Annotated in this window: 10 protein-coding genes; 4 read left to right on the top strand and 6 right to left on the bottom strand. The window is 69.5% G+C overall.

The features are described 5' to 3' along the window. Positions 1–76: 76 nt before the first annotated feature. The 3 genes from IM777_RS12295 (at position 77) to glpK (ending at position 5374) form a co-directional block, all read left to right on the top strand. Positions 77–1798, top strand: coding sequence for a glycerol-3-phosphate dehydrogenase/oxidase (locus IM777_RS12295; protein WP_194383568.1), 1722 nt, complete (start codon positions 77–79; stop codon positions 1796–1798). Between the two features lie 125 nt (positions 1799–1923). Continuing rightward, a complete protein-coding gene (locus IM777_RS12290; protein ID WP_228480790.1) occupies positions 1924–3762 on the top strand; it encodes a dienelactone hydrolase family protein in 1839 nt (612 codons plus the stop codon). Positions 3763–3823: 61 nt separating this feature from the next. After that, positions 3824–5374, top strand: coding sequence for a glycerol kinase GlpK (glpK, locus tag IM777_RS12285; RefSeq protein ID WP_194383567.1), 1551 nt, complete (start codon positions 3824–3826; stop codon positions 5372–5374). On the opposite strand, the gene IM777_RS12280 is transcribed toward glpK, so the two are convergent. After that, positions 5357–6292 carry a DNA-formamidopyrimidine glycosylase family protein gene (locus tag IM777_RS12280; RefSeq protein ID WP_194383566.1) on the bottom strand — a complete coding sequence of 312 codons (936 nt, stop codon included), beginning with the start codon at positions 6290–6292 and terminating at the stop codon, positions 5357–5359. The genes glpK and IM777_RS12280 overlap by 18 nt on opposite strands. A gap of 218 nt (positions 6293–6510) precedes the next feature. Continuing rightward, positions 6511–7089 carry a GNAT family N-acetyltransferase gene (locus tag IM777_RS12275; protein ID WP_194383565.1) on the bottom strand — a complete coding sequence of 193 codons (579 nt, stop codon included), beginning with the start codon at positions 7087–7089 and terminating at the stop codon, positions 6511–6513. 757 nt (positions 7090–7846) lie between these two features. Between IM777_RS12275 and IM777_RS12270 the strand changes: the two genes are divergently transcribed. After that, the gene (locus IM777_RS12270; protein ID WP_228480789.1) at positions 7847–8728 is read left to right on the top strand and encodes an endonuclease domain-containing protein; all 882 of its coding nucleotides are present in this window, start codon (positions 7847–7849) and stop codon (positions 8726–8728) included. A gap of 549 nt (positions 8729–9277) precedes the next feature. Here IM777_RS12270 and trpS read toward each other — a convergent pair. The 4 genes from trpS to IM777_RS12250 all read right to left on the bottom strand — a co-directional run bounded on the left by trpS (position 9278) and on the right by IM777_RS12250 (position 14525). Next, entirely contained in the window at positions 9278–10282 is a 1005-nt protein-coding gene (gene trpS / locus IM777_RS12265; protein WP_075807111.1) for a tryptophan--tRNA ligase, read from the bottom strand. 29 nt (positions 10283–10311) lie between these two features. Further along, complete coding sequence (locus tag IM777_RS12260; RefSeq protein ID WP_194383564.1) at positions 10312–12231, bottom strand: NHL repeat-containing protein; 1920 nt, start codon at positions 12229–12231, stop codon at positions 10312–10314. A 139-nt stretch (positions 12232–12370) separates the two neighbouring features. Next, positions 12371–13222, bottom strand: coding sequence for an exodeoxyribonuclease III (locus IM777_RS12255; protein ID WP_228480788.1), 852 nt, complete (start codon positions 13220–13222; stop codon positions 12371–12373). A 46-nt stretch (positions 13223–13268) separates the two neighbouring features. After that, entirely contained in the window at positions 13269–14525 is a 1257-nt protein-coding gene (locus IM777_RS12250) for a YihY/virulence factor BrkB family protein (protein ID WP_336510674.1), read from the bottom strand. Between the last annotated feature and the right edge of the window lie 11 nt (positions 14526–14536).

The following is a 14536-nucleotide window of genomic DNA, read 5'->3' as shown; positions in this document are numbered from 1 at the left end:
TGGTTGCACATGTGTGCAGACCCGCTGAAATATCGCGCAGCGGTGTGATGATGGATACCGGATCGAAAGGACGACCATGACGGATCGAAACGCGCCCTCCCTCCGCACCGACCTCGCTGCCCGGCCTCACGCCGAGGTTCTGATCATCGGCGGCGGCATCAACGGTGTCGCCACCTTCCGCGACCTCGCGCTGCAGGGGGTGGATGTCGCCCTCGTCGAGAAGAACGACTTCATCAGCGGCGCCTCGGCCGGGTCGTCCCACATGATCCACGGCGGGGTGCGCTACCTCGAGAACGGGGAATTCCGCCTCGTCCACGAGGCCGTCCGCGAGCGCAACGACCTCATCGGCACGGCGCCGCACTACGTCAAGCCGCTGCAGACGACCATCCCGATTCACTCGGCCTTCTCGGGGCTGTTCAATGCCCCGCTGCGCATGCTCACGCATCGGTCGGGAAAGCCGAAGGAGCGCGGTGCGCTGCTGATCAAGGTCGGACTGACGATCTACGACGCCTTCTCCCGCAACGGCGGACGCGTTCCCCGGCACGAGTTCCACGGGCGCAAGCGTTCGCTTCGCGTGCTGCCGGATCTCGGTCCCGGCGTGAAGTACACCGCGACGTACTGGGACGCCGCGATCCGGGACCCGGAGCGCCTCGGGCAGGACCTCGTTCGCGACGCACGCGCCGCCGGGGGCGACCGCGCCCGCGCGGTCAACTACACGGCCGCTGTTGCCATCGACGGCGACCAGGTGGTGCTCGAAGACGGGCCGACCGGGCGGCGGATCCCCTTCTCCGCCCAGATCGTCATCAACGCGGCGGGTCCCTGGGCCGACCTCGTCAACGACGCACTGGGTCGAGAGACCCGCTACATGGCCGGGACGAAGGGGTCGCACATCGTCCTCGATCACCCCGAGCTGCTGGACGCGACCGGCGGGCGCGAGCTGTTCTTCGAGAACAGCGACGGACGCATCGTGCTCATCCACCCCCTCAAGGGCCGCGTGCTGGTGGGCACGAGCGACCTCGAGCACGACATCACGGAGCCGGCGGTGTGCACGGAGGATGAGGTCGACTACTTCATCGACCTCATCGCGCAGGTGCTGCCCGACATCGCCGTCGACCGATCTCAGATCGTCTACCGCTTCAGCGGTGTGCGGCCGCTGCCCAGCCACGAGGACCTGCCGCCCGGGTTCGTCTCGCGCGACTACCGCGTCGAGCACGGCGTGCTCGTGACGGGTGGGCCGCGCCTGATCACGCTCGTGGGCGGCAAGTGGACGACCTTCCGCGCGTCGGCGGAGCACCTCGCCGATGACGCGCTGAAAGAGCTCGGCCGCGAGCGCTCGGTGACCACGCGAGGCCTCGCGATCGGTGGCGGCAAGGGATACCCGGTCGACGAGCGCTCGCGCCAGGCGTGGGTGGAACGCCACGCCGACGGCGTCGGGCGCGAGCGCGCGGCCGTCCTGCTTGCGCGCTACGGCACGATCGCGCGCGAGGTGATCGACGCGATCGTCGAGGACGACGACGATCGCGCGCTCGAGACCCTCCCGGACTTCTCGACGGGGGAACTGCGATTCCTTGCGGTCAACGAGGATGTCGAGCGCCTCGCCGACCTCCTCCAGCGGCGCTCCGACCTTGCCTTCACCGGGCGGCTGTCTCGTGAGATCTTCACCGAGGTCGCGGAGGCCGTCGCCTCGGTCCTGGAGTGGGATGAGGCCCGCGTCGGTTCCGAGATCGCGCGCACGATGGATCAGTTGGCCGCCCTCCACGGGTGGCAGGCGACGGCCGACGCGGACACTCCGGCATGAGAATGCACATATGTGCACGGCGGTTGCGACGGTGTTCACCCGCTGGTTAGGGTTCCGGAGTCGCAGGATCTCACGGTGACGTGATCGATCACGCGGCTCCACCCGACTCACGAAGGAGTGTCCACGTGAAACCGCAGCTGTACCGCCGGAATGCCTTCTGGCTGGTGCTCTCCCTGATCCTCGTCGCCGTGTCCGGCGTCGGGGCCTCGCTTGTCCAGTCCGACGCCGGAAGCGTCGAGATCGAGGATCTGCGCTGGGAGACGCCCACCGGAAAGACGATGAGCGCCTTGCTCTATGTCCCCGAGAGCGCCACCCCCGACAACCCCGCCCCGGGTGTCGTCGCCAGCCATGGATGGTTCAACAACCGGGAGATGCAGGACCTGAACTACGTCGAGCTTGCGCGGCGCGGGTTCGTGGTCATGTCGATCGACATGTACGGCCACGGCGACAGCGATTGGCTCGTCCCCGGCGAGGAGGCCGTGGCCGGGACCGGCATGTACGACGCCGTCAAGCTCATGCACGACCTGCCATACGTCGACCCGCAGGAGATCGGCGTGACCGGCCACTCGAACGGCGCCCGTGCCGCGAATTTCTCCGTGCTCGAGGACAACGAAGCCGCCGAGCCGCTCATCGCCGCCGTGCTGCTGGTCGACAACGACCCGATCTACAAGAACCCCGAGACGGGGGAGTGGGTCAACGTCTACGGGGCCCGCGACACCGGTCTCATCCAAGCGAAGTACGACGAGTTCTTCTTCCGCACCTATGACGAGAACGGCGTCGTGCTCACCGCCCCTCGGGACTACGTCTCGACCGACAACGCGCAGTCCTTCCTGCACTTCGGGGCCGATCCGTCGTCGTTCACCGACGAGCGCGAGGCCGGGGTCTACTACGACGAGTCGATCGACGGCGCCGACAGCTCCCGCGTGATCTACAGCCTCGACCAGACCCACCCGTGGTCCCACACCTCCGCGACGGCGGCAGGCGACCTGGTCGAATTCTTCGACACCGTGTTCGAGTCGCCGAATCCGATCGACGCCGCCAATCAGGTGTGGCAGTGGAAGGTCTTCTTCAACACTCTCGGACTCATCGGATTCGGAATCTTCCTCGTGGCGTTCGCCCGTGCTCTGGTGACGACGAAGATGTTCGCAGCAGCTCGCCTCCCCGCCCCTGACGCGCAACCACTGGCCGGACGCGCTGCGAAGCTGTGGTTCTGGGGTGGCCTGGCGGTGTCCGCCGTCGTCAGCGCCGTCACGTACGTGTGGCTGAGCCAGCAGGCCTTCACCGGTCTCGTGCCGGCGTTCATCCCGCAGACCCCGCCGTACTTCATCGGGTTCTGGGCCGCCGTCAACGGCGTCTTCACCCTCCTGGTGCTGTTGGCCGCGTGGTGGTTCACGATGCGTGGCTCGAACTCCGGCCTCGCCGCCCGCGGTCTCTGGCAGGGATGGCGGCCGTTCGGCGCCGGTGTCGCCGTCGCGCTGCTGACCGTCGTCGCGGCGTTTGGACTCGTGTTCGTCGTGGATTACTTCTTCCAGACCGACTTCCGCCTGTGGGTCCTCGCGGTGCGGGCGTTCACTCCCGACAAGATCGGCCTCGCGCTGATCGTTCTGCCGCTATTCGTGATCTACTTTGTCGCGAACTCCGTCGCCGTGAACGTCTTCAACCGTGTGACCATCGGTGGTCGCGAGTGGATCAACACTGCCCTGTTGGCGTTCTTCAACGCGCTGGGTCCGCTCGTCCTGGTCATCGCGCAGTACGTGACCTTCGCGGCAAGCGGTCACCTCATCCCGGGCTTCGGAGGCATCTTCAGCATCTGGCTGTTCCCGGTCCTGGTGATCCTCCCCGTCGCGGCGATCGTGTCGCGGAAGATCTACCGAGAGACGTCCAACCCGTACATCGGCGGGCTGATCATGGCGGCCGCCGTCGCCATGGTCTCCGCGTCGAATACGCTGACGTACGTCGTATGACCCGATGCGGGGCACCCGGTCCACGGGTGCTCCGCATCCCATCCGAGAAGAAAGAGGCGACGTGGCCGAACACGTGATCGCGATCGATCAGGGGACCACCTCGACCCGGGCGATCGTGTTCGATGCCCGAGGATCCGTCGTCACGAGCGCACAGCGCGAGCACGAGCAGATCTTCCCCAAAGCGGGTTGGGTCGAGCACGACCCCGAGGAGATCTGGACCAACACGTCGTGGGTCCTCGAAGCGGTGCTGGAGCAGTCCGGCCTCTCCGCGGGCGACATCGCCGGCATCGGCGTGACCAACCAACGCGAGACCGCTGTGGTGTGGGACCGTCGCACCGGACGCCCGATCGCCAACGCGATCGTGTGGCAGGACACCCGAACCCAGCCGCGCGTCGACCGTCTCGCCGCCGACGGCGGCGTGGACCGCTTCGCCGGGACGACCGGGCTTCCGCTGGCCACCTACTTCTCCGCCTCGAAGATCGCTTGGATCCTCGACAACGTCGAGGGCGCCCGCGGGGCCGCCGAGGGCGGTGACCTGCTGTTCGGAACGCCTGACTCGTGGGTGATCTGGAAGCTCACCGACGGGCGCGAGCACATCACCGATGTCACCAACGCCAGCCGCACGCTGTTGATGGATCTCGAGACCCTCGATTGGTCGGACGAGATGCTGCGGATGTGGGACATCCCCCGTTCGATGCTGCCCGGCATCCGCCCGTCTTCCGCCGTCGTGGGCGAGGTGGTCGAGCCCGCCCCGGCCGCCGGGATCCCGATCGCGGGGATCCTCGGCGATCAGCAGGCGGCGACGTTCGGCCAGGCCGCCTTCGAACCGGGGGAGTCGAAGAACACGTACGGCACCGGGAACTTCCTGCTCGTGGGCACCGGCACCGACATCGTCCGTTCGGGCAACGGTCTCATCACCACCGTCGCCTACCGGATCGGTGAGGAGCCGGCGCGCTACGCCCTCGAGGGGTCGATCGCGGTGACGGGATCGCTCGTGCAGTGGCTGCGGGACAACCTCGGCCTCATCCGCTCCTCCGACGAGGTCGAGGAGCTCGCCGGAGGCGTCGACGACGCCGGCGGCGCATACTTCGTGCCGGCCTTCAGCGGGTTGTTCGCCCCGCACTGGCGTCCGGATGCGCGCGGGGCCATCGTCGGGCTCACCCGCTACGTCAACCGGCATCACATCGCTCGCGCGGCCCTCGAGTCGACCGCCTTCCAGTCGTGGGATGTCATCGAGGCCGTCGAGGCCGACACCGGCCACCCGCTCGAGGAGCTGCGGGTGGACGGCGGCATGACGAAGAACGACCTCCTCATGCAGTTCCAGGCCGACATCCTCGGCATCCCGGTCGTGCGCCCGCAGGTGGTCGAGACCACGGCGCTCGGCGCGGCCTACGCGGCCGGCCTTGCCACCGGAGTGTGGGCCGACCACGACGAGCTGCGGGCGCATTGGCGCGAGGACCGCCGGTTCGAGCCGCGCATGAGCACCGACGAGCGCGACCGGCGACGTCGGCTGTGGCGCAAGGCCGTGTCGAAGTCCCTGGACTGGGTCGACGACGACGCGCGCGTGCTCATGGGCACGACCGACGACGGCGGGTCACTTCAGCAGTCGTGACAGGCGGCGATCGGCGAGGATCTTGCCGCCGGTCTGGCACGTCGGGCAGTACTCGAGGGAGTTGTCGGCGAAGAAGACGCTGCGCACCTCGTCGCCGCAGACCGGACACGCCTCGCCGCGCCGGGCGTGCACCTTCATGCCGCGGCGCTTGGCGTCCTTGAGGTCGGCCGGTGGCTTCCCCGACGCGGCGGCGAGGGCCTCCGCGATCGTCGCCTGCATCGCCTCGTACAGGTGCGAGACGGTGTCGGCGTCGAGCGACGACGCCAGCGCGTAGGGCGACATCCGCGCGGCGTGCAGGATCTCATCCGAGTAGGCGTTGCCGATCCCGGCGATGAGGCTCTGGTCGCGCAGCACGCCCTTGATCTGCGTGCGACGACCGGCGAGCACGCCCGCGAGGGTGTCGACGGTGAAGGCCGGATCGAGCGGGTCGGGCCCGAGACGGGCGACGCCGGGCACATCCGCCGGGTTCCGCACGACCGACACCGACAGCGACTTCTTGGTGCCCGCCTCGGTGAGGTCGAAGCCGGACCCGTCCGACAGGGCGACGCGCGCGGCGATGGGGGACTTGCCCGGGCGGAGAGCCGTCGCCGGCAGGGCGTCGTACCAGCGGAGCCATCCGGCCTTGGCGAGGTGGAAGACCAGGTGCAGGACGGCGTCATCCGTCGTTGCGGTGGGGGTGGCTGTGGCAACGTCGGTTGTGGCTGGGGCGGTTGGGGCGGTTGCGGTGGTTGCGGCGACGTCGAGGAACTTGCCGTGTCGACTCACGCCCGTGATCTCCGCGCCGTGCAGCGACTGCACCGGCGGGTCGTAGGTCTTCAGGGCCGCGATGTTCGTGACGGTGACTTTGGTGACGGTCAGTCCGGTGATCCGCCCGTCGAGGTAGTCGACGAGTCCCTGCACCTCCGGCATCTCGGGCATGCCCTCATCCTGGCACGGCGGGGCGGCCGCTGGGCGGGCAGGGGTCGGCGGCGGGGCGCAGGCTGGTGCCGGCCGCCGGATCGCGGGAGGGATCCGTCAGTCGGGCGTCGGCCGGTTGGCGCGTGGCGCGACGAGGTCAGTCGGGCGTCGGCCGGGTTGACGCGTGGCGCGACGAGGTCAGTCGGGCGTCGGCCGGGTCGACGCGTGGCGCGATACGGTCAGGACGCGGTCGCCGACGGCTCCAGGATCGGCCACGGCTGCGGGGAGCGGTCATCGCCCGGCAGCAGGCCGGCGAGCCATGCATCTTCCCGGCCGCGGTGGCTGGGGAGCGCCATCCGCGACATGCCTTCGAAGTGGAATCCGAGTGCGCGAGCGGCACGTGCCGAGGCGAGGTTGCCGACTGCGGCGCGCCATCCGATCCGTGCGTAGGCGCCACCTGCCGGGTCCAGCCCCCAGTCGAGCGCGGCCCAAGCGGCTTCGACGAGCACGCCGCGGCCGCGCGCGGTGGGCGCGACCCAGTATCCGAGCTCGGCGGAGTCCGCGGACGTGCGGTTCAGCCCCACGACGCCGAGCAGTGCCGTGCCCTCGCGTATCGCCCACGTCTGCTCGACGCCGGTGCGCCAGCGATCGTCGGCACCGGTGCAGAACTCCTCGGCGTGGTGTCGCTCGTACGGCGCGGGCACCGTCGTCCACCGTTGGATCTCCGGATCCTGGCATGCGGCGAACACGGCGTCGACGTCGGCCGCCTCCGGCGCCGTCAGCACGAAGCGTTCGGTGGCCAGGTCGACGGCGCGCATCTCCCCACCCTACGTCGCCCTCCCATTCCTCCGCCCTGCGTCGCTCTCCCATTCCTCCGCCCTGCGTCGCTCTCCCATTCCTCCGCCCCGCGTCGCTCTCCCGTTCCTCCGCCCCGCCTCCCTGCCCAGTTGCCCCGTCCGTCTCCTGCCCAGTTGCCCCGTTCGTCTCCTGCCCGGAACCCCGTCCGTCTCCTGCCTGGCTGTCCCGTCCGTCTCTCGCTACGTTGGTGCCCCAACTCAGGCTGTGAGGCGCCAGACGGTGCCAACACGCCGCTAGCGGTGATTCTCAGCCTGAGTTGGTGCTCAGGAGTGCGGGGAAGGTGATGCCAGGGCGGCACGCTGCGACGCTGCCCTGCCGTCCCGCTGCCCGGTTCCCGCCTCGTGTCTCCCGCCCGGTTCAATTGCCGACCCGGCACGTCTCTCCGTGCGGCTCCCCGACCGTCAGCCCTCTTGTTCGTGACCCAACTCAGGTTGGGAGGTGCGGGACGGCGCCGACACGCCGCTGGCGGTGGCCCTGGACCTGAATTCCAATTCGTGCACGCCGCACCGCCCGTTCCCCCGTCCGGGCTCCATGCGCCCCCGCACCCGGTCCGGTGTCCCAACTCAGGCTGAGACGGACGGGGACGGGGTGACACGCCGACGGCCGTGGCGCGCAGCCTGCGTTCGGGCACGTGTTCCCCTGCACAGGCGCCGTCGTGATGCAGGTCATCCCCAGGCGAAGGCGGCATGGCGTGAGCGGGCGCGAGGGGCCGCGACGATGCTGGTCATGCACACGGACTGGCGGATATGGACACGCGCGGAGCTCACGGCGGAGGGGATGACGCGACGCGGTATCCGCGCCGCGGTCGATGGTGGTGTGCTCGTCCGCGCCCGTCGAGACCGCTATCTGCCGTCGTCTGCTCCGGCCGAGCTCATCCGAGCCGTGCGGGTCGGTGGGCGGCTGACCTGCCTCGCTCTCTTGCGGCTCCTCGAGGTCTTCGTGGTCACCGGCGAGGGACTCCACGTGCACCTTCCGGGGAACGCGAGTCGCATGCGCTCGCCCCACGACCGATTCACTCCGCTCGGGGGCCGCGCATCGGCGGGCGTCGTGCTCCATTGGCTGCCGCTCCTTCGTCCACTCGACACAGGTGACGCTTGCGTGGATGTGATGGATGCGCTCGTCCACGCCGTGCTCTGCCAACCTGCCCGTCACGCTGTCGCCACGCTCGACAGTGCGCTTCATCGCGGCCTTGTCGGAGCGTCTGATATCGCTGAGATCTTCGCCGCGCTTCCGGCGAAATACGGCATCGTCCGCGATCTCCTCGATGGGCGGGCCGAGTCCGGCAGCGAGACACTCATGCGGTTGATGGTGCGGGCGACAGGAGCGACCTATGAGCTGCAGGTGGTGATGCGCGGGGTCGGGCGGGTCGACCTCGTCGTCGACGGCTGGCTCGTGATCGAGTGCGACAGCGAGGAGTTCCACTCGTCATGGCGTCAGCAGCTGAAGGATCGGCGCCGCGACCTGGCGCTCGCGCAACGTGGATACGTGACCTGGCGCGTGACCGCCGCTCAGATCATGTACCAGCCCGACGAAGTCGCCGAAGGCCTGCGTGGACTGCTCGCCTCACGCCGCGACGGTCGCATCAGCACCGGGGCGTGAGGTCCCATCGTCCCGGTTGCGGCGCCAGCTGCGGTGGCGGTGCCTGCATGGCACGTACTCAGGCCGTGGCGCGCGCCGCTGATCGGCCGCCGCGTCATGACGCAGGAAACGTCGAGCGGCGATGAGTTCAGCCTGAGTCCGGGCACGTGGCGGGTGGGTCGAGGCGGGCCGGTTCCCATCAGGGAGCGACGGCCGGGCGGCGGGGTCGCTCGGCGGGCAGTCCGGTGGAAATGCCGGCCGCGAGGCACGTACTCAGGCTGTGCGACGCGGGCGCGGGGCACAGCCGCGTCACGACGCGGTGACGCCGGAAGCTGGCGCTCGCTCAGCCTGAGTTCGTGCACGAGGCGAGGTGGCACGTGGCGAGGTAGCACGTGGCGAGGTGGCACGTGGCGAGGCGACGCGGCGCGATCCACCACCCTGGCGGCCCGTGCACGAGGCGGGGCGGCACGAGGCGAGGTGGCACGAGGCGGGGTGGGATCGAACCGAGCCGCATCGCACCGGCGCCGCCGCCCACGGCGGGCCGCACCGCACCACGCCGCTACCCGCGGCTCAGACGCGGCGGAGGAGGCCGATCTTGTCGTAGACCGCGGCCAGCGTGCGGTCGGCGACCTCCTCGGCCTTCGCGGCGTTGGCCGCCAGGACCCGATCGAGCTCGGCCGGGTCATCGAGCAGGGCCAGCGCGCGCTCGCGGACCGGTCCGAACTCCGTCACGACGACTTCGGCGAGGGCCTTCTTGAAGTCGCCGTAACCGCGGCCGGAGAATTCGTCTTCGATCGCCGGAATCTGTCGCCCCGTGAGCGCCGCGAAGATCACCAGCAGGTTGGAGACGCCGGGCTTGTTCTCGCGGTCGTACCGCACAGCACCCTCGGAGTCGGTGACGGCGCGCATGATCTTCTTCGCCGATGCCGCCGGGTCGTCGAGCAGCCACAGAACCCCGGCGTCGGACTCGGCAGACTTCGACATCTTGGCGGTCGGGTTCTGCAGATCGTAGATGCGCGCGGTGTCCTGCTGGATGACCGGCATCGGCACCTGGAAGGTCTTCCCGAAGCGCGAGTTGAAACGCTCCGCGAGGTCGCGGGTGAGCTCGACGTGCTGCTTCTGGTCGTCGCCGACCGGCACGATGTCGGTCTGGTAGAGCAGGATGTCGGCGGCCATCAGCACCGGGTAGGTGAACAGCCCGACCGACGTCGCGTCGCTGCCGTAGCGGGAGGACTTGTCCTTGAACTGGGTCATGCGGCCCGCCTCGCCGAAACCGGTGACGGTGGAGAGCACCCAGGCGAGTTCAGCGTGGGCGGGCACGTGCGACTGCACGTACAGGGTCGACTTGGCGGGCTCGATGCCGGCGGCGATGTACTGCGCCGCCGTGCGACGGGTCTTCGCGCGCAGTTCGGCCGGGTCGTTCGGCTGGGTGAGCGCGTGGAGGTCGACGACGGAGAAGAAGGCCTGATACGACTCCTGCAGGTCGCGCCACTGCATGAGAGCCCCGATGTAGTTGCCGATCTGGAGGGAGTCGGCCGAGGGCTGCATTCCGGAGTAGAGCCGCGGTTTGTTCACCCGACAATCCTATGGGCGCGCTCGCCGGCTCATTCGCCGGGCCCGGTGAACGGCGCCACCGGGAGCGGCGCGGCAGCACCGACGAACGCGACGATCTGGTGCGCGCCGGGGTTGGTCTGCACCGGGACGTTCTCCCAGTTGTTGGCGACCCATACGTTTCCGGATGGATCGACGGCGAGGCCGGTGTTGCGGGTGAATCCGTCGAAGGCGTAGCCGGTGTCGTCGGGCGAGATCGCCTCGCCGGTCTCCAGGCCGCGAGGGCAGGTCTCCGCCTGCGCCCCGCAGAAGGCCGAAAGGCGCTGGTCGGCGAAGTTCGCGACCCAGACGTTTCCGTCGCCGTCGGTCGTGACGCCCCACGGACGGGTCACACCGCCGCCCGTGAACGCGGATGACACGGTCGACCCGTCGGCACTGATCATCGACACCGAGGGGGTGCCTTCCGCGTCGGCCGGACGCTCCGGGCACGGCAGGGTCGTCGTGCCGGAGTTGGCCACCCAGACGTTGCCGTCGGCATCGGTGGCCAGCCCCATCGGGTTCTGGAGGCCGGGGTCGGTCAGCGGCGAGCCGTCGACCGGAGTGCCGTCGCGATCGAGCACGGCGACGGTGTTGTTCGCGATCCCGCTGACGAAGATGTGCTCGCCGTTGTCGACGACGTCGAACGGCTGCTCGAGTCCGAGATCGGCGAAGTTCTCGGCGGACTCGGGATCGCCGCCGGGATACACCGAGACGGAGTCGTTCCCGCAGCTGGCGATCCATACATCTCCGTTGTCGGACACCTCGATGCCCTGCGGCCAGCTGAGGTCGCCCGCCGTGAATCCCGTATCGGGGGAGAGTGCCTCACCGTCGTACGTGAACAGCGACATGCTGTTGTGCGGCGGCTGCTCGTCTTCGGGGCACCCGGGTGAGGCGGCGGCGAACCCGAAGTTGCTGAACCAGAGCAGACCGTCCGCGGTGAACTCGATGCCGTATCCCGAGCCCGACAGGCCGCCGCCCTCGTACGTCTCCAGGAGAGCACCGGTCGGCGAGAATTTGAACATCTGGTCGCTGCCGCAGACCGGGGTCTGCGGGTCGGCGTTGTACTCGTAGTTGTTGTTGATCCAGATGTTGCCGTCGGGATCGATGGCGAAGTTCCCTGGTCCGGCGAGGTCGGTGCCGTCGCCGTCGAAGCGCAGCGCGAGCGTCCACGCCGCGGGGGCCGCATCCAGCCCGGGGCGGTCTCCCTGCTCGAGCTGCGAAAGCTCGAAGAGCTCCTCGGCCGCGGCAGACGGATCGCGGGCGATGGTGGCGATCGCGGATGCCATCGAGGCGGTGTCGTCGACGCCCGCCGCCGCGTACACGTCGTGACAAACCTCGCGATCGACGAGGCAGGCGCCGACGATGTTCGACAGCGACGTGAAGGCGGGCAGCGTCTGCGTCTCGTACGCGTTCGGCGAGGTCATCAGCACCTCGCCGTAGGCGCCGGTCGCGGGGTCGGCGAGGTTGCCGGCCATCGCGGTCGCGTTGGCGAGGCCCGGGTTCTCGCCCGAGGGGAGCTCGCGTCCGAAGAACTGGGCGAGACCGTAGGCGGCCGCCACGGTGGTGCGTTCGTTGAGGGTCAGCTCGGTGAGGTCATCGGATGCGCTCACCGCGACCAGGTCGGCCCGCTCGGCCCCGCCGTGCGCGGCTTCGACGAGCAGGATGCGGTCCTCGGGGAGCGTGAACGGATCGAGGTGGAAGGCCCCGTCCTCGTCGGTCGTGGTCCGGCCGAGCTCGATCGGCTCACCGGCGCCGACGGCCCACGCCGTCAGCGCCCAGTCGCCGGTGTCAGCGCCCTCGACGACGGGCGCGACGTGCCCGTGAAGACCGTCGGCGGACGGTTCGGATTCCACCGCGGTGCACGCGGTGAGTGCGACGGCCGTCGCGGCCAGCAATGCGGTGGCGACGCGCGCGTGCGCACTCCGATGACCCATCCGTACCTCCCAGTGGTCGTCATGGTCCGGGCCCACCCTATCGAGGCCCACCACCCCGACGACGTGCGAACATAGCAAGCCGTGATGCCATAGTTATCGATCCCATCGGCCGTCCCATCGGGTCCCTGTCAGGGCGCGGTCAGACGGATCCGATCCGATAGTCCGCGATCACCGGCGCGTGGTCGCTCCACCGGGTGTCCCACGTGGATGCGCGATCGATGCGGTAGCCCTCGACCCGGTCGGCGAGTTCCGGGGTGGCGAGGTGGTAGTCGATGCGCCATCCGGTGTCGTTGTCGAACGCTCGACCGCGCATGGACCACCACGTGTAGGGCCCCTCCACGTCGCCGTGGTGGCGGCGGCCGACGTCGACCCAGCCGAGGCCGGTGCCGCGTGTGCCGTCGACGGCCTCGACCTCGGTACCCTCGGCTGCGAGCCAACGGTCGAAGTAGGCGCGCTCGCGGGGGAGGAATCCGCTCTTCTTCCTATTGCCTCGCCAGTTCTTGATGTCGAGTTCCCGGTGACCGACGTTGAGATCGCCCATGACGAGGGAGAGCGGGGATGCGGCGCGGAGCGCCGGGAGACGCTCGTCCATCGCGTCGAGGAAGGCCCACTTCTCGTCTTGGCGGGGAGTTTCGGCCTCGCCGGTGTGCACGTAGGCGCTGACGACCGTGAGGCTCTCCCCGGCGACGACGAGGTCGGCCTCGATCCAGCGGCCGGCGGAATCGAACTCGGGCGCGCCCAGCTCGGTGCGCACGGCGGCCACGGGGGTGCGGGTGAGGATGGCGACGCCGGCGCGCCCCTTCGCCGTCGCCTCGTCAGCGACGATCTCCCACCCGGGCAGCGCGTGCGCGAGCTGGTCGGCGTCGGCGCGCACCTCTTGCAGCGCGAGCACGTCGACCTCGGTGGCGTCGAGCCATTCGATCATCCCCTTGCGGACGGCGGCCCGGATGCCGTTGACGTTGACGGAGGCGATGCGAAGGAGCTCAGACACGCCCGCCAGCCTAACGGCGCCATCCGACATGCCCGCGGCGACGGCGTTACTCGAAGAGGGAGCCGCGCTTCGGCGGCGGGGGAGCGGAGCGCTCGACCTCGGCCAGCTCCTTCTCGGCATCGGCCACCGCGCGGCGCGCGGCGATGCGCCGGTACCAGGGCGCCGAGGCGGCCCCCGCACGCGCGCTGCGCAGGCGTACGTGCGCCGCCGTGAGGAGCGCCGCATGCTCCGCTGCGAGTCGTTCCTCCTCGGTGCGCTGAAGAATCGGCAGGTCCTCGTCGGTGGCGGCCACCGCCATCCACGAGGACGCCACGAGGATGATGACCCCGATGATGCGGAACCACAGCAGCAGCCCGACGAAGATCGCGAACGTCGCCAGCAGCGGGTTGGAAGGCGTGTAGATCAGCAGCCAGCCGGCTCCGATCTGCAGCACCGTGATCGCGGCGCCCCCGAGCACCGCGCCGGGGATGATCTGCCGCCACCGCAGCGAGGTGCCGGTGAGGAACTTCACCAGCGACGCGAGTGCCGCCGAGAACAGCAGGAACGACACCAGCAGCGCCGCAGCCTGACCGAGCACGTTGTAGATCGTCGACGTCGTCGGCCACCCGAGCAGGTCGAACAGCAGCCCGAGCGCCCACGTGCCCACGAACCCGAGGCCCGATCCCACCAGGAGCGCGGCCCCGAAGATCGCCGAAGCCAGCAGATCCCTCGCCTTGAGCAGGAAATAGCTGCGGCGATCCGGGGGAATGCCGAAGATGTCCCGCACGGCGCGGCGGGCGAACGTGATGAACCCGATCGCCGTCCAGATCAGGGTGACCAGTGCGACGATGCCGGTGATGCCGAGCACGCCGGTGCTGCTGGTGGCGATCTCGGTCACCTGCGCCGTGGTGAACAGGCCCTCGCCGTCGTCGCTGATGAGGTCGGGGATGTAGCTGTTGATCGCGCGGATCATCGCGTCGATCGCCTCGGGACTGCCCCCGAGCCACAGGCCCGCGACCGCGAAGGCGACGTAGATGGTGGCGAAGATCGCGAACAGCGCCTGGTAGCTCACGCCCGCGGCGAGGAGGAACCCGTTGTGCTGCAGGAAGTGCCGCCACACCCGGACGGGGAACCACGCGAGCGTCTTGCGCGTGAGGGTGGTCGCGCGCCCGATCGGCTCTTCGAACCTCTCGCGCAGCACCTCCTGCGTGGATTCCCACCGCGCCCGCAGCGTCTGCTCCTCGTGGGTCGCCTCGGCGACGGTCATCTCACGCGGATCCCCGGTGCCGGGGGTCTCCGGATGACCGTGCCGCGAGCGTCTCACACCCTCAGACT

This window comes from Microbacterium luteum, from assembly GCF_015277875.1.
GTDB lineage: Bacteria > Actinomycetota > Actinomycetes > Actinomycetales > Microbacteriaceae > Microbacterium > Microbacterium luteum.
This window is presented reverse-complemented; position numbering and strand designations above follow the sequence as displayed.

Bases quoted from the DNA above. Each gene is read 5' to 3' on its own strand.
- IM777_RS12295 (WP_194383568.1), top strand. From the start codon at position 77: ATGACGGATCGAAACGCGCCCTCCCTCCGCACCGACCTCGCTGCCCGG.
- IM777_RS12280 (WP_194383566.1), bottom strand. From the start codon at position 6,292: ATGCCCGAGATGCCGGAGGTGCAGGGACTCGTCGACTACCTCGACGGG.
- IM777_RS12275 (WP_194383565.1), bottom strand. From the start codon at position 7,089: ATGCGCGCCGTCGACCTGGCCACCGAACGCTTCGTGCTGACGGCGCCG.
- IM777_RS12270 (WP_228480789.1), top strand. From the start codon at position 7,847: ATGCTGGTCATGCACACGGACTGGCGGATATGGACACGCGCGGAGCTC.
- IM777_RS12260 (WP_194383564.1), bottom strand. From the start codon at position 12,231: ATGGGTCATCGGAGTGCGCACGCGCGCGTCGCCACCGCATTGCTGGCC.